This is a genomic window from Shewanella sp. M16 (genome assembly GCF_018224605.1).
GTDB lineage: Bacteria > Pseudomonadota > Gammaproteobacteria > Enterobacterales > Shewanellaceae > Shewanella > Shewanella oncorhynchi.
In genome coordinates, this window is record NZ_JAGTUL010000003.1 from 164,805 (window position 1) to 185,452 (window position 20,648).

The 20,648-nt window shown below is 45.8% G+C and carries 18 protein-coding genes; all 18 read left to right on the forward strand.

The genetic code is table 11. The features are described 5' to 3' along the window. Positions 1 to 9 precede the first annotated feature (9 nt). The 18 genes from mutL to astD all read left to right on the forward strand — a co-directional run bounded on the left by mutL (position 10) and on the right by astD (position 20,531). The gene (gene mutL, locus KFE26_RS03245; RefSeq protein ID WP_409437973.1) at positions 10 to 1,923 is read left to right on the forward strand and encodes a DNA mismatch repair endonuclease MutL; all 1,914 of its coding nucleotides are present in this window, start codon (positions 10 to 12) and stop codon (positions 1,921 to 1,923) included. Continuing rightward, positions 1,916 to 2,842 carry a tRNA (adenosine(37)-N6)-dimethylallyltransferase MiaA gene (gene miaA / locus KFE26_RS03250; RefSeq protein ID WP_212599649.1) on the forward strand — a complete coding sequence of 309 codons (927 nt, stop codon included), beginning with the start codon at positions 1,916 to 1,918 and terminating at the stop codon, positions 2,840 to 2,842. Before mutL ends, miaA begins: the two co-directional genes overlap by 8 nt. Before the next feature lie 93 nt (positions 2,843 to 2,935). Further along, positions 2,936 to 3,208 carry an RNA chaperone Hfq gene (hfq, locus tag KFE26_RS03255; protein ID WP_006084207.1) on the forward strand — a complete coding sequence of 91 codons (273 nt, stop codon included), beginning with the start codon at positions 2,936 to 2,938 and terminating at the stop codon, positions 3,206 to 3,208. Between the two features lie 23 nt (positions 3,209 to 3,231). Next, on the forward strand, positions 3,232 to 4,539 hold the full coding sequence (hflX, locus tag KFE26_RS03260) for a ribosome rescue GTPase HflX (RefSeq protein ID WP_028761769.1): 1,308 nt from the start codon (positions 3,232 to 3,234) through the stop codon (positions 4,537 to 4,539). 36 nt (positions 4,540 to 4,575) lie between these two features. Then, entirely contained in the window at positions 4,576 to 5,715 is a 1,140-nt protein-coding gene (gene hflK / locus KFE26_RS03265) for an FtsH protease activity modulator HflK (RefSeq protein WP_028761770.1), read from the forward strand. 3 nt (positions 5,716 to 5,718) lie between these two features. Then, complete coding sequence (gene hflC, locus KFE26_RS03270) at positions 5,719 to 6,612, forward strand: protease modulator HflC (RefSeq protein WP_113939145.1); 894 nt, start codon at positions 5,719 to 5,721, stop codon at positions 6,610 to 6,612. A 370-nt stretch (positions 6,613 to 6,982) separates the two neighbouring features. Continuing rightward, positions 6,983 to 7,573 (forward strand): ubiquinol-cytochrome c reductase iron-sulfur subunit, encoded by a 591-nt coding sequence (gene petA, locus KFE26_RS03275; RefSeq protein WP_006080059.1) that lies wholly within the window; start codon positions 6,983 to 6,985, stop codon positions 7,571 to 7,573. After that, positions 7,573 to 8,787 (forward strand): cytochrome bc complex cytochrome b subunit, encoded by a 1,215-nt coding sequence (locus KFE26_RS03280; protein ID WP_105250274.1) that lies wholly within the window; start codon positions 7,573 to 7,575, stop codon positions 8,785 to 8,787. Before petA ends, KFE26_RS03280 begins: the two co-directional genes overlap by 1 nt. Beyond that, positions 8,787 to 9,485 (forward strand): cytochrome c1, encoded by a 699-nt coding sequence (locus KFE26_RS03285; RefSeq protein WP_212599650.1) that lies wholly within the window; start codon positions 8,787 to 8,789, stop codon positions 9,483 to 9,485. The genes KFE26_RS03280 and KFE26_RS03285 overlap by 1 nt, the downstream gene beginning before the upstream one ends. 96 nt (positions 9,486 to 9,581) lie before the next feature. After that, positions 9,582 to 10,211: a stringent starvation protein SspA gene (gene sspA, locus KFE26_RS03290; RefSeq protein ID WP_006080065.1), complete on the forward strand. Its 630-nt coding sequence runs from the start codon at positions 9,582 to 9,584 to the stop codon at positions 10,209 to 10,211. Continuing rightward, entirely contained in the window at positions 10,211 to 10,648 is a 438-nt protein-coding gene (locus KFE26_RS03295) for a ClpXP protease specificity-enhancing factor (protein WP_105250272.1), read from the forward strand. The genes sspA and KFE26_RS03295 overlap by 1 nt, the downstream gene beginning before the upstream one ends. A gap of 178 nt (positions 10,649 to 10,826) precedes the next feature. Further along, on the forward strand, positions 10,827 to 11,411 hold the full coding sequence (locus KFE26_RS03300; protein WP_212599651.1) for an aminodeoxychorismate/anthranilate synthase component II: 585 nt from the start codon (positions 10,827 to 10,829) through the stop codon (positions 11,409 to 11,411). Positions 11,412 to 11,590: 179 nt separating this feature from the next. After that, positions 11,591 to 14,071: a prolyl oligopeptidase family serine peptidase gene (locus KFE26_RS03305; protein WP_212599652.1), complete on the forward strand. Its 2,481-nt coding sequence runs from the start codon at positions 11,591 to 11,593 to the stop codon at positions 14,069 to 14,071. 205 nt (positions 14,072 to 14,276) lie between these two features. Next, positions 14,277 to 15,422 (forward strand): HDOD domain-containing protein, encoded by a 1,146-nt coding sequence (locus KFE26_RS03310; RefSeq protein ID WP_105250269.1) that lies wholly within the window; start codon positions 14,277 to 14,279, stop codon positions 15,420 to 15,422. A gap of 54 nt (positions 15,423 to 15,476) precedes the next feature. Beyond that, positions 15,477 to 16,388 carry an alpha/beta hydrolase gene (locus tag KFE26_RS03315; protein WP_212599653.1) on the forward strand — a complete coding sequence of 304 codons (912 nt, stop codon included), beginning with the start codon at positions 15,477 to 15,479 and terminating at the stop codon, positions 16,386 to 16,388. 308 nt (positions 16,389 to 16,696) lie between these two features. Continuing rightward, positions 16,697 to 17,914 carry an aspartate aminotransferase family protein gene (locus KFE26_RS03320; protein ID WP_105250267.1) on the forward strand — a complete coding sequence of 406 codons (1,218 nt, stop codon included), beginning with the start codon at positions 16,697 to 16,699 and terminating at the stop codon, positions 17,912 to 17,914. 127 nt (positions 17,915 to 18,041) lie between these two features. Next, positions 18,042 to 19,061, forward strand: a complete 1,020-nt coding sequence (gene astA / locus KFE26_RS03325) for an arginine N-succinyltransferase (RefSeq protein ID WP_105250266.1) — start codon at positions 18,042 to 18,044, stop codon at positions 19,059 to 19,061. Positions 19,062 to 19,070: 9 nt separating this feature from the next. Beyond that, positions 19,071 to 20,531: a succinylglutamate-semialdehyde dehydrogenase gene (astD, locus tag KFE26_RS03330; RefSeq protein WP_212599654.1), complete on the forward strand. Its 1,461-nt coding sequence runs from the start codon at positions 19,071 to 19,073 to the stop codon at positions 20,529 to 20,531. The last annotated feature ends 117 nt before the right edge of the window (positions 20,532 to 20,648 follow it).

Sequence of the window (20,648 nt, forward strand, 5' to 3'; positions counted from 1 at the left end):
GAAAGCATGATGGGCATTCAGATCCTGCCTCCGCAATTAGCCAACCAAATTGCGGCGGGGGAAGTGGTTGAGAGACCCGCTTCCGTAGTCAAAGAATTGGTCGAGAATAGCCTCGACGCAGGAGCGAGCCGAGTCGATATTGAAATCGACAAAGGCGGTAGCAAGCTGATTAAAATTCGCGATAACGGCTCTGGCATACCTAAAGATGAACTCGCGCTAGCCTTATCGCGCCATGCGACCTCAAAGCTGCACACTTTAGACGATCTTGAAGCGATCCTTAGTTTTGGTTTCCGTGGTGAAGCGCTAGCCAGTATCAGCTCAGTCTCACGTTTAACTTTAACTTCACGCACGGCTGAGCAAACCGAAGCGTGGCAAGCCCATGCTGAAGGTGCCGACATGGCAGTTAAAGTGATGCCTGCCGCGCATCCAGTAGGTTCGACGATTGAAGTGGTGGATTTATTCTTTAATACACCGGCTCGCAGACGCTTTTTAAAGAGTGACAAAACCGAATTTACCCATATCGATGAATGGTTAAAGCGCATTGCATTAGTGCGCGGCGATATCCATTTCACGCTGATGCATAACGGCAAGACAGTACGTAATTATCGTCCCGCCATGAATGAAGCCCAGTATTTACAGCGTTTGACGCAAGTGTGTGGCCGTCCATTTGCCGAGCAAGCGCTTAAGATTGAATGCCAACACGATGACTTGCGTCTCAGTGGTTATTTGCAGTCACCTTGGTCACCGGTTATCAGCGATACCCATTACTTTTATGTCAATGGACGCCTTATCCGTGATCGCTTGGTCAATCATGCAGTGCGTCAAGCCTTTGCTCAAAAAGCAGAAATTGAACAACCCGGCTACGTGCTGATGTTGAATATCGATCCCCATCAAGTGGATGTTAACGTGCATCCTGCTAAGCATGAGGTGCGATTCCATCAGAGTCGCTATGTGCATGATTATATTCTGCAAGCATTGCAATCGGCGCTGGAAGAAGCAGGAGAGCTCAACTTCGTTGACTCTAGCTCTTTGGGTGAGGTTGAAGATGTGTTTGTGGATGCTCCAACAAGCGCAGCTGGAATAGCTGCCCCTTTTGCACTTGGCGCTGACTCAGCTCTAGTTAATGCGCAAACTGATACACTTGAGTCTGCTCAAGATTCAATAGCCCCTGCCGTTCAAGTAAAGTCTGTAGGCGCAGGACGAGAAGGCGCCTGTTTTGGCACTCAAACCAATGCTTTTGGTAGCATGACAACGCCAAGAGACAGCAGCCGTGGCAGTTATTCTGCAGGTGAATCTCGACAACGTACTGAATTACCGTCAAAGGCGGCAATAGCAAGTTATGGTGCTTTACTGCAAACCCCTTCTTACAGTGTAAAAGATCAAGATTATCAGTCTGTGTTACCTATGCCATCGATATTAGATGGGCAATATTGGGTGATGACGTCGGAAGATAAACTCAGTCTATTATCAATAAAATCAGTAGCATTGGCGACGCGATGCCAAGAGATTGAAGCTAAGCTAGCGACGGGGTTAATTGGTCAGCCTTTATTGATGCCAGTGTCTGTCGCGGCTGATGCGGATTGGCAGGCTGTGCTCACTGAACATGACACGCTGATCCGCCAATTAGGTTTAGAACTAACAATTCGTTACCAGCAGTTGATTATTAAAAAAGTGCCCCCATATATCAGAGAGAGCCAGTTAGCCAAAGTGATCCCTGAGTGGCTACAATCGCTACGTTTTGAAACACCTGCGCCGAGCGCATTGGCGTTTTGGTTGGCAAAACACAGTTTAACGGGATTCGTTTCGGCACCAGAAGTCTGGGCAGCATTTTCGCAGTTAGCTGAAGAGAAAAAACAGCTTATTGCCAACAAAGCGATATTCTTACCTTGGCAATCGTGGCTAGAAGAGCAAGCAAGTGAATAAAGAATTACAGCCTAAAGTGTTATTTTTGATGGGGCCAACGGCCTCAGGTAAGACAGCTTTAGCATTAGAATTGGCGGAAAAACATAACTGTGAAATCATTTCGGTCGATTCGGCATTAATTTATCGTGGTATGGACATTGGCAGTGCCAAGCCTTCAGCAGACGAACTGGCTCGCGGGCCGCACAGATTAATTGATATTCGTGATCCCAGTGAAAGCTATTCGGCAGCCGACTTTAGAGCCGATGCAATAGCCCAGATAGAAGAGATTGTCAGCATGGGGAAAACGCCAGTATTAGTTGGCGGAACCATGATGTATTTCAAAGCGTTACTCGAAGGTTTGTCACCTTTGCCGAGTGCGGACGAGGCCATTAGGGCCGAGATCCAAGCGGAGGCGGATGAAAAGGGATGGGAAGCACTGCATGACCAATTAAGGGAGATAGATCCCGTGTCGGCAGAAAGAATTCATCCTAATGATCCACAAAGACTTTCAAGAGCGCTGGAAGTCTATAGAATAAGCGGCAAGAGCATGACTGAGTTGACTCAGACCAAGTCAGCCCCCTTGTCCTATGACGTAGTGCAGTTTGCTATTGCACCGCGCGAGCGCAAAGTGTTACATGACTTAATAGCGCAACGTTTTGCGCTTATGCTCAAACAGGGCTTTATTGAGGAAGTCACAGAGCTAAAAGCCCGTGGAGACTTGCATTTAGACTTGCCTTCAATGCGTTGTGTCGGTTATCGACAGTGCTGGCAATACCTAGATGGTGAGTTTGACTATGATACTATGGTCGAAAAAGCGGTTGCTGCTACTAGGCAATTGGCTAAGCGTCAATTAACATGGTTGCGGAGTTGGCCAGAGTTGAATTGGCTTGAAAGTGGTGCTGAGGGGAATTTAGTTATACTTATGCGTCAATGCCGCTAGCTTATTAGCCCTTGCTGTATAATACTAAAACTAAACAAAAAACTATCACTGATATCGATTTATTTTATATAAATTAAAAAAGGAAATAATAAAATGGCTAAGGGGCAATCTTTACAAGACCCATTTTTGAACGCATTGCGTCGCGAGCGCGTTCCTGTATCAATTTACTTGGTTAACGGCATTAAACTCCAAGGACAGGTAGAGTCGTTTGATCAATTTGTCATTCTGTTGAAAAATACAGTGAGCCAAATGGTTTATAAACACGCTATTTCTACTGTCGTGCCAGCACGCCCATTCAACGTTACTGGTCACCAAAATGCCCAAGGCGGATATGGTGCTCAAGATGATGCGCCTAGTGGCGAATAAGTATTATCTGAGGAGTTTGCTTCTTGTTTGATCGTTATGAGGCGGGAGAAACTGCGGTTCTTGTCCATATCGACTTTTCCGATGAGGAACGCCGAGAAGATTTAGTCGAGCTGCAGCTATTAGTAGAATCAGCTGGGGCAAGATCAGTCGGGGTGATTACTGGAAGTCGACGTTCACCGGATCGCAAATTTTTTGTGGGTTCTGGTAAAGCCGAAGAGTTAGCTGCATTAGTGGCGGCGACTGAAGCCAATGTGGTGATTTTTAATCATGCATTGAGTCCAGCCCAAGAGCGTAATCTTGAGCAAGTGTGTCAGTGTCGTGTGCTCGACCGTACGACACTTATTCTCGATATTTTTGCCCAAAGAGCGCGAACTCACGAAGGTAAGTTACAGGTGGAGCTAGCGCAATTGCGCCATATGTCGACTCGCCTGATCCGTGGTTGGACGCATCTTGAAAGGCAAAAGGGCGGTATTGGTTTACGTGGTCCAGGGGAAACCCAGCTCGAAACAGATAGACGTTTGCTCAGAGGACGGATTAAAAATATCAACAAACGCTTAGAGCGAGTTGATAAGCAACGTGAACAGAGTCGACGTGCACGTAAGCGTAGTGATTTGTCGACAGTTTCATTAGTCGGCTACACAAACGCGGGTAAATCAACGCTGTTTAATGCCCTAACATCATCTGATGTTTATGCTGCAGATCAGCTATTTGCCACACTCGATCCTACGCTAAGAAAGTTAGATTTACCTGATGGTGCCGTGATATTAGCGGATACTGTAGGGTTCATTCGTCATTTGCCCCATGATCTCGTTGCTGCATTTAAGGCAACCTTACAAGAGACAAGGCAAGCTGAGTTATTACTACACATAGTTGATTGTGCAGATGAAAACATGGCGGATAATTTTGATCAGGTTCAATCTGTACTGAAAGACATCCAAGCCGATGAAGTCATGCAACTCGTGGTCTGTAACAAAATCGATTTACTCGAAGATGTGACGCCAAGAATTGAATATAACGACATAGGCAAACCCGTTCGAGTTTGGGTGTCAGCACAGAAGCGTTTAGGATTTGATTTGCTATTGAAAGCCATCACTGAGCTTATTGGTGAGGTGATTAAAGAGCTAACACTTAGAATTCCGGCAACTGCTGGACATTATCTTGGCCAGTTTTATCGACTGGATGCGATACAGCAGAAAGAGTACGACGATCTGGGGAACTGTATTTTGTCTGTTCGTTTATCGGACGCCGATTGGCGCCGATTAACAAAACAGAGTCAGGGTGAGTTAGAAACCTTCATCTTCGAAGATTCGATAGATGAAGCTGTTTGTTAATAATCTAATTTATTTCATCCACTTATGGAGTGCTAAATGGCTTGGAACGAGCCCGGTAACAAGGGTAATGATCCTTGGGGAAATAAAGGTGGTAACGACAAAGGACCACCGGACCTTGACGAGGTTTTTCGTAATCTTTCAAAGCGCTTTGGCGGCAAAGGAAATGGCTCAGGCCAGTCTTTTAGTTCGTTTAGCCTAATCATCATTCTTGCTGTTGCTGTAGTTGTTTGGGGACTTTCGGGTTTTTATACAATTAAAGAAGCTGAGCGTGGTGTGGCACTGCGATTTGGTAAACACGCTGGCGAAATTGGCCCTGGACTTCATTGGAAAGCCACATTTATCGACCAAATTTATCCCGTCGACATTCAATCGGTTCGCTCTATTCCTGCGTCTGGTAGCATGCTGACATCCGATGAAAACGTCGTGAAAGTTGAGCTTGATGTTCAGTATCGTATTTTAGATGCTTACTCATATCTATTTAGTGCCGTCGATGCGAACGCCAGTTTGCGTGAAGCGACTGACAGTGCACTGCGTTATGTCATTGGACATAACAAGATGGATGATATTCTGACTACGGGCCGTGATGCTATTCGTCGCGATACGTGGAAAGAGTTAGAGCGCATTCTTGAACCGTACAAATTGGGTCTTGCTGTTGTTGACGTTAACTTCTTACCGGCACGTCCGCCAGAAGAAGTGAAAGACGCCTTCGATGATGCGATTTCTGCCCAAGAAGATGAACAACGTTTTATTCGTGAAGCTGAAGCTTATGCCCGTGAAATTGAACCAAAAGCTCGTGGTGAAGTTGAACGTATGGCGCAACAAGCGAATGCTTACAAAGAGCGTGAAGTCTTAGAAGCTCGCGGTAAAGTGGCTCGTTTTGAGTTGTTATTACCAGAGTATCAAGCTGCGCCTGAAGTGACTCGTAAGCGTTTGTATCTTGATACAATGCAGCAAGTGATGACAGATACGAATAAAGTGCTGATTGATGCTAAGAACAACGGCAACTTAATGTACCTACCGCTAGATAAGTTAATTCAGCAGAAGCCTGCGACAAATGAGCTGGAAGCTAAGCCACAGCAAAATGTTAATTCTTCATCTGTATCAACGACTCGCGCGAATGAGCCTTTGAGTGGACGTCCATCCCGCGATGATCGTACTCGCCAAGGGAGGGAGTAATCCATGGGTAGATTAAGCGTTATTCTTATCGCCGTGCTCTTAGGTATTGGTTTGTCATCTTTAATGGTGGTGAATGAAGGCGAGCGCGCTATTGTGGCGCGTTTCGGTGAAATTTTAAAAGACGACGTTGACGGTAAGCAAGTCACCCGCGTCTACGGCCCAGGCCTGCACATGAAAGTGCCTGTGATCGATAAAGTAAAATTACTCGATGCCCGTATTCAGACACTCGATGGTGCAGCTGATCGTTTTGTGACTTCAGAGAAGAAAGACCTTATGGTCGATTCCTATGTGAAGTGGCGCATTATGGATTTCGAAAAATATTACCTGTCTACAAACGGTGGTATTAAGTCGAATGCAGAATCGCTATTACAACGTAAGATCAACAACGATTTACGCACAGAGTTTGGTCGTCGCACTATCAGAGAGATTGTTTCTGGTAAGCGTGATGAACTGCAAAATGATGCGTTATCCAATGCCTCAGAAAGTGCAAAAGACTTAGGTATTGAAGTTGTTGATGTGCGTGTAAAGCAAATCAATCTTCCGGCTAACGTCAGTAACAGTATTTACCAGCGTATGCGTGCAGAGCGTCAAGCTGTGGCAAAAGAGCATAGAGCGCAAGGTAAAGAACAGTCTGAAATTATTCGTGCAACGATAGATGCCAATGTGACGGTGAAGATTGCCGAAGCTGAACGTAAAGCCTTAACCATTCGAGGTGAAGGGGATGCGTTAGCAGCGAAGATATATTCTGATGCTTACAACAAAGATGCTGAGTTCTTCGGTTTTGTTCGTAGCTTAGAGGCTTATCGAGCCAGCTTCTCAGGTAAGTCCGATATTATGGTGTTAGAGCCTGATAGCGAGTTCTTCAAGTATATGAAGAGCACTGCACCTAAGAAGTAATGCATTAAAAGTATTGATTTAATAGGTCCTGTTACTCAGGGCCTATTTTTTTATCTGGCGATTGTTAACTTAGTTTGAAAAGTCTGGGCTAATTTATATTAGCGATGCATGCTTTATGCCGATATCACAGACAAGAAGCTTAAAATATGATCCAAATGAATTAAAATGGGTTAATAGTTGGGTCTTTTTTAGGCTTTTTTTAAAAAACACGCAATCTCCCTAACTTACTTGCGTGTTTTCACTATGATCTGCTTCTAATTTTTAGCTATAATGAGCCCCGCTTCAAACTTCGATTTTTGACCCTAGTGATGACTAAGGGCTGAAAGTCTTTGAAATATAAAAATTCCAACACCCTCTGGGAGATAAGTGGATGAGCAATGCGCCAGTCGATACCGGACGTCGCAGATTCCTGACAGCCGCAACCGCCGTAGTAGGTGGTGCTGGTGCCGTCGCTGTAGCGGTTCCTTTCATCAAGTCATGGAATCCGAGTGCCAAAGCGAAAGCTGCAGGTGCACCGGTCGAAGTAAATATCAGTAAAGTAGAGCCAGGTCAGCTGATCCGTGTTGAGTGGCGTGGAAAACCTGTATGGGTTGTCCGTCGCACAGATGCTGTGATCAATGAACTGCCAACACATGATGATAAGTTAAGAGATCCTGCTTCTGCTGAGATGCAGCAGCCTGATTATGCAACAAATCCTTTGCGCTCAATTAAGCCAGAGTATTTTATTGCTGTCGGTATTTGTACCCACCTCGGATGTTCACCTACTTATTTGCCAGATTCATTTGGTGAGCAAGTTGAAGGTGTCACTTCTGGTTTCTTCTGTCCATGTCATGGCTCTAAGTTCGATATGGCTGGTCGCGTTTTCCAAGGCGTACCTGCTCCATTGAACCTAGTTATCCCTCCACATCAATACGTTGATGATGGCACCGTGATTATCGGTGTAGATAAAGGAGTGGCGTAATGGTTAAGAATTTAATTAATTGGATTGATGCGCGTATCCCAATGACGGCGACTTATAACCGTCACGTGGGCCAATACGCTACGCCAACTAACTTTAACTTTTGGTATTTTTTCGGTTCGCTAGCGATGTTGGTATTGGTTAACCAATTACTGACAGGTATCTGGTTGACGATGAACTATGTACCAACAGCAGAAGGCGCATTTGCCTCTGTTGAATACATAATGCGTGATGTTGAATACGGTTGGTTGCTGCGTTATATGCACTCAACGGGTGCATCAGCCTTCTTCGTTGTGATCTATCTGCACATGTTCCGTGGTTTAATTTACGGTTCATATCAGAAACCTAGAGAACTACTGTGGCTGTTCGGTATGTTAATTTTCCTCGTGTTGATGGCCGAAGCCTTTATGGGTTATTTGCTGCCATGGGGTCAAATGTCATATTGGGGTGCGCAGGTAATTATCTCTCTGTTCGGTGCGATTCCAGTTATTGGTGACGACTTAACCCTATGGATCCGTGGTGACTACGTGATCTCTGGCGCAACGCTGAACCGTTTCTTTGCGCTGCACGTGATTGCACTGCCGTTAGTATTAGTCGTACTCGTGTTTTTACACTTAATTGCGCTGCATGAAGTGGGTTCTAACAACCCTGACGGTATCGAAATCAAGAAGAACAAAGACGAAAATGGCTGGCCAGTTGACGGTATTCCATTCCACCCATATTACACTGTAAAAGACATCATGGGCGTCGCGGGCTTCCTGATAGTGTTCTGCTATGTGTTGTTCTTTATTCCTGAAGGCGGTGGTTACTTCCTTGAAAAGCCAAACTTTGAAGCGGCTAACTCGATGAAGACTCCTGAACACATTGCACCCGTTTGGTACTTCACTCCTTTTTACGCCATTTTACGTGCAGTGCCTGATAAATTGGGTGGCGTGATAATGATGGGTCTGTCGATTGCAGTACTATTCGTATTGCCTTGGTTAGATCGCTGTAAAGTGAAGTCAGTTCGCTACCGTAGTACGCTACATAAGCTGAATATTGCTCAATTTGCTATATCTTTCATAGTATTGGGTTATTTAGGGGTAGTGCCTGCCACGCCGACGCTGACGATAGTTGCACAGGTGTTTACTTTCACTTACTTTGGTTTCTTTGTGGCGCTGTGGGTATACAGCAAGAATGAAAAAACTAAACCTGTTCCAGCGAGGTTGACACACTAATGAAAAAATTATTGATTGCATTAGTTACCTTGTTGCCGACGTTGGCTATGGCCGCGAGCGGACATAAAATTCATTTAGAAGATGCCAATGTTGATCTGCATGATAAAGCTTCTTTAGAGCGTGGTGTGGACCTGTTCCAACATTACTGTTCTGGTTGCCACAGCACTCAGTATCAACGTTATGAACGTGTAGCGACCGATATCGGTATCTCTGCGGATGATATGCGTAATAAGTATATGTTCACCGATGCTAAAATTGGTGAGTTGATGCAAAACGCTATTCCACCTAAAGATGCTGCTAAATGGTTTGGTGCTACACCGCCAGACTTAACTTTAATTGCTCGTGTGCGTGGTGAAGATTGGGTTTATTCCTATCTGAAAGGCTTCTATAAAGATCCAAGTCGCCCATTTGGTGTGAATAACACAGTATTCCCATCTGTTGGTATGCCACATGTACTCGAAGAGTTACAAGGCACACCAGTTAAACAAGAAGATGGCACTATTGTGGTGACTGGCGGTAAATTGAATGCGGAAGAATACGACCAAGCAGTACGTGATATCACAGGCTTCTTAGTTTATTCGGCTGAACCTGTTAAGCTAGAGCGTCAAGCTATGGGCTGGTGGGTACTCGGATTCCTATTTATATTCTTTATTGTGGCCTACCTCTTGAAGAAAGAGTATTGGAAAGATGTACACTAGGCACCAATAACGGGTAAAATGTAATATCCGCATAGTGTAAACGGGGGGCTTTGCCCCTCGTTTACTTTTGTTTTATTTCGATTCTGGAGGGTATCAATGGCTGTTGCTGCCAACAAACGCTCTATCATGACACTGTTTTCAGGTGCTGATGATCTGTATAGCCATCAAGTACGTATCGTGTTAGCTGAGAAAGGGGTTACTGTTGATGTTTTACAGGTCGACCCTAACGAAATGCCTGAGGATTTGCTCGAAGTAAATCCATATAACTCAGTGCCAACTTTGGTAGACCGTGAACTCGTTTTATATGAATCACGCATTATCATGGAATATTTGGATGAGCGTTTTCCTCATCCGCCTTTGATGCCAGTTTATCCAGTGTCTCGCGGCCAAAGCCGTTTGATGATGCATCGCATCGATACTGACTGGTATTCGCTCGTTGACCGTATCCGTAAAGGTGATCGTGTTGAAGCGGCTCGTAAAGAGTTGACTGAAAGCCTGATCGCAATTGCGCCTATCTTCGGTGAAGTGCCTTACTTCATGAGCGAAGAATTTGGTCTAGCGGATTGCTACCTTGGCCCATTGTTGTGGCGCTTACCTGTATTAGGTATTGAGCTAGATAGCCGTGTAGCTAAAGATATCAAAGCGTATATGACACGTATTTTTGAGCGTGAATCGTTTAAAGCTTCTTTAACTGAAGCCGAACGCGAAATGCGCATGGGTATGTAATGAAACCTTTGACTCCAAATCGTCCTTATTTACTAAGGGCTTACTATGATTGGTTGATGGACAACCAATTGACTCCTCACGTTGTGGTTGATGCCTTTGTTGAAGGCACTCAAGTACCGCAGCAATACGTGAAGGATGGCCAGATAGTGTTAAATATCGCTGCTGGCGCAGTGGGCAATTTGCAAATTAGCAATGAGTGTGTGGAGTTCAATGCGCGTTTTGGTGGTGTTCCTCAGCAGGTGATGTTGCCAATGGCGTCGATTGTCGCTATTTATGCCCGCGAAAACGGTGCTGGCACTGTCTTCGATATCGAAGATGCTTACCTGATGGACGATGAAGTCGATTCATCTTTATCCGTTGTTGAAACAACAGATAAAGCGTTTGAACCGACAGATGAGCCCCCTAAGCGTCGCAGTCATTTAACTGTGGTTAAATAACTGTGGTGAAATGCCCAAGTCGTTTAAAAACTAAGCCAGTCTAATGACTGGCTTTTTTGTCGCTGTATTTTATCGCCGTAATTGGTTAAACCTTAAGTACAAGGTGTGATAGCATTTGCGCCCGCATTCATCCGTTAGATATGCGTTACCTTTACCCATTTAGACCAATGGATCTTGTATGTTGCTAATGATCGATAATTACGACTCTTTCACCTTTAACTTAGTGCAGTATTTTCAGCAGCTAGGGCAAGAGATAGTGGTTAAACGTAATGATGGAATTAGCCTAGCCGACATTGAGGCGCTTGCGCCTAGTCATCTGGTGATTTCGCCCGGACCTTGCACACCTAATGAGGCGGGGATCTCCCTCGCGGCGATTGAACATTTTGCTGCGCGCATGCCAATCTTAGGTGTCTGTTTGGGACATCAGGCGATGGCACAGGTTTTCGGTGCCAATGTAGTGCGTGCCGAACGGGTAATGCATGGCAAGGTCAGTGCAATTACGCACACTGGACAGCGGTTATTTAAGGGATTAAATCAGCCTTTAACCGTGACACGTTATCACTCGTTACTGGTTGATGCTGTGCCTGAAGGTTTTGTACTCGATGCTTGGTTTGACGATGCAATTCACGGCCGAGAAATCATGGCCATGAGCCATCAAGACTTACCGCTTTATGGGGTGCAATTTCATCCCGAATCAATTCTCACCGAGCAAGGTCTCGAACTGTTAGCCAATTTTTTAGCGCAACCGGCTGTGCCTGTATAATTTCCTCGCCTTAAAAACTCTCCACATTATCAATTTCTGTTACAAGATTTATCCTTCTTTTAAGCAAGTTTAGCGATTAACTATGCTATAACTGCCGCAAAACTACGCGAATAGGCGAAACCAGCAGATAAGTAGACTGGGTTATTTAGCCATTGCGATAACAATAAAAGGAAGGATAAATGAGAAGCGTAATGCGAAATTTGGGTTTTAGTGCGTTAGCGGTTGCCGTATTGGCTGGGTGCGCAGCGACATCGACTGAAACTGCAACTCCCGTAATAGCTCCGCCAGCATTCCAAGTTCCCTTAGCCCAACCGCCACAAGTTTCACAGGCGCTTACGCTTAATCAAATTATGGCAAATCCTGATTGGATGGGGATCTTTGCCAAAGAGGCTTACTGGAGCGACGATAGCCAAAGCGTGCTGTTTGCCCGCCAAGCGAGTGCTTCACCTCTGCGTAGCTATTATCAGCAAGGCATCAATGACAGTCGCGCCGTCGAGCTAGCTCTCGATAAGTTACATGCGGCAGATCAGCAGTTTGGTGTGTTTGACCGCACTAAGTCCTACAAGGCTTACCTATATCAAGGCAACATTTTTGTTAAGCAATTAAGCACGGGTAAAATTAGCCAATTGACTCGCCAGCGTAGCGCCATTGATGGTGTGCGTTATCTCAATAATGGCGATATTGCCTATTGGCAGGGCGACAATGTTTTCCAAATTCATCAAGATTCAGGCTTAGTCGAGCAACTTGCTGAAATTAAAATGGCGAAAGCACCAGAAGCGGTAAAAGAGCCGACGTCTTATATTGCAAAACAACAGCACAGATTGATTAAGTATGTGGCGCTGCAGCAAGAAAATGCTAAAGCTAAAGCGCAGTACCAAGATGAATTACAAAAAAACGATCCGACGCTCGCCGCCAGCACTTGGTATTTAGGCGATAGCGAAGTGGTGTCAGAGCTGAGTTTATCACCCGATGGCCGCTATATTTTAGTCGCGCTTACAGATAAAAATTACACAGGTAGCAGCGAACACGACATCATGCCTAATTACTTAGGTAGTGAAGGTTATATCGACCCAGTGCCAGTGCGCGCGCGCGTGGCTGAAGATACGCCACCAGGGCAACGTTTTGTGGTGCTTGATTTAAACCAACATAAAAAAGTCGATATCACAATCGAGGGCCTTACTGGTTTTGATGAAGATGTGCTAGCCAAAGTGAAAGCTGAAAATGCTAAAGCGAAAGGCGAAACTTATCAAAGCACTAAATCGCCACGTAAAATTCAGTTGATGCAGGATTGGGGCTGGACTCAGAGTGCGATTCAATGGCATGAGTCGGAAAATAAATTAGCCCTGATGCTAGAAGCAACTGATAACAAAGATCGCTGGATCGCTAGTGTCGATCTTGCTAAGGGTAAATTTATTACCGAACATCGTTTACATGATGATGCATGGGTGAATTACGACTACAACCAATTCGGTTGGTTACCGGATACGGATACCTTGTATTACTTGTCAGAAGAGTCCGGTTATTCGCAGCTTTATATTAAAGCTCAAGGCGAAAAGCCGCGTGCGTTAACCCAAGGCAAGTTTGTGGTGAGTGATATTACGCTGTCACCGGATGCCAATTACATCTATTACAAAGCGAACCAGAGTCACCCCGGTATTTATAATGTTCACCGCGTGAATCTTGCCACAGGTAAAAATGAGCAACTAACTCAGTGGGATGGAAACTTAGATTACAGCTTAAGCCCCGATGGCACTCAGCTATTACTCAATGCTTCACGCCGTACTCAGCCAAATGAGCTTTATGTTCAACCCATTGGCGGCGAGTTAAAGCAGCTGACGTCTTATACCAGTGATGCCTTCAAAAATTACCCATGGCAAGCGCCAGAAGTGGTAGCTGTACCTTCAAATCATGGTGCTGGCAATGTGTACGCTCGAGTTTATCTGCCGCAAGGCTATGATAAGTCCCGCGCTGAGAAATACCCTGCGGTGATTTTCAACCACGGCGCAGGTTATCTGCAAAATGCTGACTATGGCTTTAGCGGTTATTTTCGCGAGTTTATGTTCCACAACCTGCTGACTCAACAAGGTTATGTTGTGATGGACATGGATTACCGTGGCTCTAAAGGTTACGGCCGAGATTGGCGCACCGCTATTTATCGCAATATGGGTCATCCAGAAGTGGAAGACTTAAAGGATGGCGTGACGTGGATGGCGACTCATACCCATGTCGATACTAAGCGTGTCGGGACTTATGGTGGCTCTTACGGTGGGTTCTTAACCTTCATGTCTTTGTTTACCGCGCCAGACTTGTTCCAAGCTGGAGCGGCATTGCGTCCTGTGGCGGACTGGGCACATTATAATGCGCCTTATACCTCAAATATCTTAAATACGCCTGATGTCGATCCTATCGCCTATGAGCGCAGCTCTCCTATTGAGAATGCCCAAGGATTAACTAAACCACTGCTTATCATGAGTGGCGTAATGGACGACAACGTTTTCTTCCAAGACAGTGTGCGTATGGTACAGCGCCTCATTGAACTGGAAAAACCAACCTTTGAAATGGCGATTTATCCTGTTGAGCCCCATGGTTTCCGTCAACCTTCTAGCTGGTTAGATGAATACCGCCGCATCTATAAGTTATTTGAACAAGAACTCAAATAATTCAGTTCGATTTCTGTTAAAGGTCTCCTAGTCGAGGCCTTTTTATTGGGTAACTGACTAGGAAATATCCGATATAACTCTTTGTTTGCGTTCTGCGACTTTGCATTATTGCTAAGATTAAGTGTATGTGCTGAAATTGTAATGATTTTGAGAGTTTGATTGTGTTGACGTCACTCGGGCATTAGCGATATAGGAAAGATTTATAGTGGCGATTTCGGTTGCGGGCGGTGTAAGACCCGGCAAAATTATAGAGATAGAACATAGACTCTATCAACAATTGATCCTCGGAAAGCAAAAAGCGAGCCCGACTCTTTTGGATGAACTCGACCTTGAATTAGAGGCCGATGCAAATAAGTTAGATGTTGAACGCGAAGCGATTTTGGTGCGTTTGATGAAACAAATTAAAGCTAAAGAAGTGTTTGAAGCCGTATCGAGCCAGTTGCATGAAACTGTCATTAACGCCATCGAGCATCAACTCGCGTCCCCTGAATCTGTTCTGGCTAAGTCAGACATCAATGAGTCGCAAATCCTCTTGCTGGAATTATTGCTGGCAAAAAATCTCGATGCAACGCGATTAAGACCACTGATCAGTAACTTAAGTTGGTTGTGCCGCGACTTAACTAACATGGTCAACAGCCCATCTTTTCGCGCTCGCCGGTCTCAGAGCTCAGATGTGCGGGTCACTGATATCAAATTAGTGATGAATTACATCGGTATCGAAAACCTTCGCACTATTATCCCTTACTTTTGTTTGCGAAATTGGCTTCCTAGTGGCAATGCTAAGTTGTTATGGACTACCCGTAAATTATGGCGCTACAGCATAGTCAGTGGCATAGCGGCAAATGCTTTAGCTCAGCTTCATAATACTGACTCAGCCTTGGTTTATAGTAGTGCCTTACTTAATCAGTTAGGCACATCCGTTGTATTGAGTTTAAGTGCCCGTTTATTCGACCAAACATGGGGATCTTGGATAAGAGAAGCCAGTAGCAGCCGTGATAAGGAAGTGTATGATGCGGTGATTGCCACTGAGTTTCCTGCTAAGGCCGTGTTTGAACAAGTGTTAAGCCATGGCCTCAAACTTAATTGGCAATTATTAGAGTTACTTAAGTTTGAAGCGAGTCCCTTAACTCGGTTGTTAAAGGAGTTAGACCAAACCTTAAGTTATCGAGAATTGTCGCCTCAGTCGGCATTAGTCGCGCGGGCAAACTGTTATGCTAAGGTGGTATTACTCGAAGAAATGCGTCAAATCGATCCCCAAGAAAAGCGCTTAATGTTTGATTATTATGAGTTAACTGAGCAAGAAGTACTGCGCTTAAAAGCACAAAACTATAGGAAGTTAGATCTGCTGTAATCCTCGGTCTGCTACGTAGCGCCATGATTGCGGCGTTTAAGTAGAGGAAGGGATATGCCAAGCTGGCAAGCATCTGTACTAAATACCATTTTATCCTATGTCGCTAGGCCATCCATCAGTCGTGGACAGGCCAAAATGCCCTTAGCGCAAGTGCGTGAAAAGTTGCTTGAGCTTGATAGACGTTGGATCCCTTGGCCGGATAAGTTAGTCAGCGCTACCATCCCCTTACAACACTCAAACTTGTTACATTATGTGCTTCTCAACGAACCTCCTCGCCTTGGAAGTCTGTTTTATATCCGTGGTGGAGGCTTCTGTTTTAAAACGCCCCATGCCCATGCAAGACTGGTCGCAGATATCTGCCAGCGTTGTCAATTAGATGCTTATATTCCTGATTATCGTCTCGCTCCTGAGCATCCTTTCCCCGCGCCATTTGATGATGTGCTTGAAGCCTATAGGCGGTTAGTTGAGCTGAAAGGCACGGAGAATTTGATCCTCATGGGTGACTCGGCGGGCGGCAATTTAGCCCTGAGCTTGTTGCTGGAATTAAAGCGTTTAGGCCTGCCTTTACCGACCGCCTGTATCTTGCTATCGCCCGCGTTAGACTTAGCTCTTACGGGGGATACTGAGTTGATACTCGCAGCCGACGATCCCTTCTTCACCATAGAGGCATTGCTGCGCTTACGTGGCGCTTATCTTGCGGGTGCCGATCCTATGTCGGCAAAAGTTTCCCCCTTACAGGGAAACTTGGCAGACCTGCCGCCTATCTTAGTGATTGCGGGTACGCGGGAGTTATTATTACAGGATTCTGAACGTTTAGTCGCCCAAATAAAAGCCTGTGGTGGTGAGATAACAGGCTGCTTTTACCCTAACATGCCCCATGTGTTTCCTCTGTTCAATTTATTACCCGAAGCCCTTGAAGTGAGGTCGAAAATTGGCCATTTTGTGCTTTCACACTTGATTCGTTAAAATGGTGTAGTTATTCACATTCAGTGAATAGCTAGCAAAATGAGGGGTAAATAACTTTTTTTCTGACTAATTATGCTACAAGCCACGGGCTTAACCGCTTGTATAGTTCTTAAACTGCAATCTTTATGCACTTTGGGTGGAAGTGCGTGGATTGATGTTTGTGAAAAACTGGTATTTTGATCACATTTTCGCTAATAATGGTTATTAATAGACACAAGCAATCCCAGTATCACTAACTCTAGATAAAGATACCTATGGGACTCTGACGGTGCAAGGCGCCGTTAAACAAACACAAAGGACGAAGAAGAATGAGCGTTGATATGAAGTTGGACCGTGCCCAGTTTGACGCAGTGATGGTGCCTAATTATGCGCCTGCTGCCGTGATTCCTGTTCGTGGCGAAGGAAGCCGAGTTTGGGACCAAGAGGGTAACGAGTTTATCGATTTTGCTGGCGGTATTGCGGTAAATTGCTTAGGTCACTGTCATCCAGCCCTTGTGAATGCCCTTAAGACACAAGGTGAAAAATTATGGCATCTGTCAAACGTAATGACGAATGAGCCTGCCTTGGCATTAGCGACTAAATTAGTTAATAGCACGTTTGCCGACAAAGTGTATTTTGCCAACTCTGGCGCCGAAGCCAACGAAGCCGCATTAAAACTTGCCCGTCGTTATGCCTTAGAAAAACATGGCGTTGAGAAAGATGAAATCATAGCGTTCGATAAAGCTTTCCACGGCCGTACATTCTTCACCGTTAGCGTTGGTGGACAAGCTGCCTATTCCGATGGTTTTGGTCCTAAGCCGCAGAGTATTACTCACCTGCCATTTAACGATGTTGCCGCCTTAGAAGCCGCAGTAACCGATAAGACTTGCGCCATCATGCTTGAGCCGCTGCAAGGCGAGGGCGGTATTATCGATGCCGATCCTGCATTCTTGAAAGCCGTGCGTGAATTGGCTAATAAGCACAATGCCCTAGTGATTTTTGATGAAGTCCAAACGGGTGTGGGCCGTACTGGTGAACTTTACGCTTACATGGGTACTGAAATCGTGCCTGACATCTTAACCACAGCTAAAGCGCTCGGCGGTGGTTTTCCTATCGCAGCTATGCTGACAACGGCTGAGATTGCCGAGCATTTAAAAGTGGGCACTCACGGTTCTACCTACGGTGGTAACCCATTAGCCTGCGCTATCGGTAATGCTGTGTTAGATGTAGTGAACACACCTGAAGTGTTAGATGGCGTAAAACATCGCGAGCAGTTATTGCGTGATGGTTTGAACAAAATCAATGAAAAATATCATGTTTTTTCAGAAGTACGCGGTAAAGGTTTACTCTTAGGGGCTGTTCTTAATGAACAATACCAAGGTCGTTCACGCGACTTTTTGGTGGCCTCTGTCGCTGAAGGCTTAATGAGCCTGATGGCGGGTGCTAACGTGGTGCGTTTTGCTCCTTCTCTGGTGATCCCTGAGGCAGATATTGCTGAAGGTCTAGCTCGTTTTGAACGTGCTGTGGCGAGCATAGCTGCCGCCTAAATGACCAAAGGAGTGCTGAATTTATTCGCACTCCTTTTTTGTCAGGGAATACTTACCTGCATCACTGCCTGTCTTTTTGAAGAGAGGTGCCTTGATGCACGGTAAGCCAAAGTGAGGAGACACTAAGATGTTAATCATACGTCCTATTCAGGCTGGCGATTTTGAGGCCTTATATCAAATTGCCGAAGAGTCTGGTCATGGTTTTACGTCATTACCTGTGAATGCGGATCTGCTCAGACATAAAATTGCTCGAGCAGAAGCCTCATTCGTCAAAGCCGTAGAGACTCCCTTCGATGAAGGTTATCTGATGGTGCTGGAAGATACCGATACCCGTGAAGTGGTGGGAACGTGCGCCATCGAAGCGGCGGTGGGAATGGAAGATGCGTTCTACCATTATCGACTCGGTACCGAAGTCTATCATTCCGAACAAATTGATGTGCGTAACGAGGTCGAGACACTCACCCTTTGCCATGACTACACTGGTGCTGCTGAGATGTGTACGCTGTTTTTGCGTGAAGCGTATCGCAAGGGCAACAATGGCCGCATGTTATCCCGCAGTCGCTTTCTGTTTTTAGCTCAACATGCGAAGCGTTTTGGCGAAACTGTGATTGCCGAAATGCGCGGTGTAAGCGACGCCGAGGGGCATTCACCTTTTTATGGTTGGTTGCAAAAACACTTTTTGGGCATAGATTTTATTCAGGCGGATTATCTTTCTGGCTTAGGTAAAAAGGCATTTATGGCCGAAATGATGCCACGAAATCCTGTCTACGTTTGTCTGTTGCCGGAAGAAGCGCAGAAAGTGATTGGCGAAGTGCATACCAATACTCGTCCCGCATTAAGTTTACTGCAGGCCGAAGGCTTTCGATGCCGCGGTTACGTGGATATTTTTGATGGTGGTCCAACGGTTGAGTGTCGTTTATCGGACATTCGCGGCGTGCGTGAAAGCCGTTTATTGACCGTCGATATTGGTGACATGGTCGAAGCCGACACTCAATTTATTATCTCAAATACCCAATTAGCCAATTATCGAGCGACGTCTGCTGCACTGGCCGTGGACGACAAATCCGAACATATCATCATTAGCCCTGAGCTGGCCGCGGGTTTGTTACTCGCAAAAGGCGATCAAATCCGTATTTTGGCAATGTAGGAATAACCAATGACACATTATATTCAAGGCCAGTGGCATGCTGGCAAAGGTCATGACGTGACCTCAATTAACCCTGCCAATGCACAATCTATTTGGACCGGTAAAACGGCCACTGCAGAACAAGTTAATGCCGCCGTTGATGCCGCGCGCGCCGCACAGTTTGATTGGTTTATGTTAGGTTTTGATGCGCGTTTAGCCATAGTTGAAGCGTATCGCAGCCAACTCGAAGCCAATAAAGCGGAACTGGCTGAAACAATTGCCCAAGAAACCGGTAAACCTCAGTGGGAAACCGCGACTGAAGTCGGCGCCATGATAGGCAAAATTGCTTTATCGGCCGCGGCTTACAATAAACGTACGGGCACAGAAGCCAATGATACGCCAGCAGGACGCGCGGTTATCCGTCACAAACCCCACGGTGTTGTGGCGGTGTTCGGTCCTTACAACTTCCCCGGTCATTTGCCGAACGGTCACATAGTGCCTGCGCTGCTGGCGGGGAATACTGTGATTTTTAAACCTTCTGAATTGACGCCTAAAGTCGCTGAGCTGATGGTTAGCCTATGGGATAAAGCGGGTCTGCCTGCTGGCGTGCTTAACTTAGTCCAAGGTGAAGTGGATACGGGTAAAGCACTGGCTTCTCACCCGCAACTCGATGGTCTGTTCTTTACTGGCAGCTCACGCACAGGCCATTTTTTACATCAACAATATGCGGGTCATCCGGGCAAGATTTTAGCACTTGAGATGGGTGGCAATAACCCACTGATCATCAAAGGTGTGCAGGATATCAAAGCTGCCGTGCACGATATTTTGCAGTCGGCTTATATCTCCTCTGGCCAACGTTGTACTTGTGCGCGCCGTCTATATGTCGAGCAAGGCGAGCAGGGCGATGTCTTGATTGCCATGTTAGCCGCTGCGGTCAAACAGATTAAAGTTGCCCCTTGGAACGCGCAGCCACAACCTTTTATGGGCTCAATGATTTCTGAAACTGCCGCCAAAGGTATGGTTGCGGCGCAGACGAATTTGCTGAACTTAGGCGGTGTGTCTTTGGTCGAGTTGACCCATCTAGAAGCGGGTACAGGCTTAGTGTCTCCTGGCCTTATCGATGTGACAGCGATCGATGCATTGCCGGATGAAGAATACTTTGGGCCTTTACTGCAGCTGGTGCGTTACAGTGATTTCGATCAAGCGATCAAATTGGCTAACCAAACGCGTTACGGCTTGTCTGCGGGATTACTTGCCGATAGCCGTGAAGATTATGACTATTTCCTCGCGCGTATTCGTGCTGGCATTGTTAACTGGAACAAACAAATCACTGGCGCATCTGGCGCGGCACCTTTTGGTGGCGTAGGGGCTTCGGGTAACCACAGAGCGAGTGCTTTCTATGCCGCCGATTACTGTGCTTATCCGGTCGCTTCGGTCGAGGCTGATGCCGTGAGTTTACCCGCGACATTAAGCCCAGGTTTGAGCTTGTAAGCGGGTAGATATTTGACTTTTATGCGGTAAAGAATATGTGGGAAAGAGGAGGAAGGACTAATGTTCTTCCTTTTTAATAACAAGCAGTAACGTTACTTAAGTTTCTACTGTGGGTAT

Coding starts and splice junctions, on each gene's coding strand:
- mutL (WP_409437973.1), top strand. CDS start 10: ATGGGCATTCAGATCCTGCCTCCGCAATTAGCCAACCAAATTGCGGCG.
- hfq (WP_006084207.1), top strand. CDS start 2,936: ATGGCTAAGGGGCAATCTTTACAAGACCCATTTTTGAACGCATTGCGT.
- hflK (WP_028761770.1), top strand. CDS start 4,576: ATGGCTTGGAACGAGCCCGGTAACAAGGGTAATGATCCTTGGGGAAAT.
- hflC (WP_113939145.1), top strand. CDS start 5,719: ATGGGTAGATTAAGCGTTATTCTTATCGCCGTGCTCTTAGGTATTGGT.
- petA (WP_006080059.1), top strand. CDS start 6,983: ATGAGCAATGCGCCAGTCGATACCGGACGTCGCAGATTCCTGACAGCC.
- KFE26_RS03280 (WP_105250274.1), top strand. CDS start 7,573: ATGGTTAAGAATTTAATTAATTGGATTGATGCGCGTATCCCAATGACG.
- KFE26_RS03285 (WP_212599650.1), top strand. CDS start 8,787: ATGAAAAAATTATTGATTGCATTAGTTACCTTGTTGCCGACGTTGGCT.
- sspA (WP_006080065.1), top strand. CDS start 9,582: ATGGCTGTTGCTGCCAACAAACGCTCTATCATGACACTGTTTTCAGGT.
- KFE26_RS03295 (WP_105250272.1), top strand. CDS start 10,211: ATGAAACCTTTGACTCCAAATCGTCCTTATTTACTAAGGGCTTACTAT.
- KFE26_RS03300 (WP_212599651.1), top strand. CDS start 10,827: ATGTTGCTAATGATCGATAATTACGACTCTTTCACCTTTAACTTAGTG.
- KFE26_RS03305 (WP_212599652.1), top strand. CDS start 11,591: ATGAGAAGCGTAATGCGAAATTTGGGTTTTAGTGCGTTAGCGGTTGCC.
- KFE26_RS03315 (WP_212599653.1), top strand. CDS start 15,477: ATGCCAAGCTGGCAAGCATCTGTACTAAATACCATTTTATCCTATGTC.
- KFE26_RS03320 (WP_105250267.1), top strand. CDS start 16,697: ATGAGCGTTGATATGAAGTTGGACCGTGCCCAGTTTGACGCAGTGATG.
- astA (WP_105250266.1), top strand. CDS start 18,042: ATGTTAATCATACGTCCTATTCAGGCTGGCGATTTTGAGGCCTTATAT.
- astD (WP_212599654.1), top strand. CDS start 19,071: ATGACACATTATATTCAAGGCCAGTGGCATGCTGGCAAAGGTCATGAC.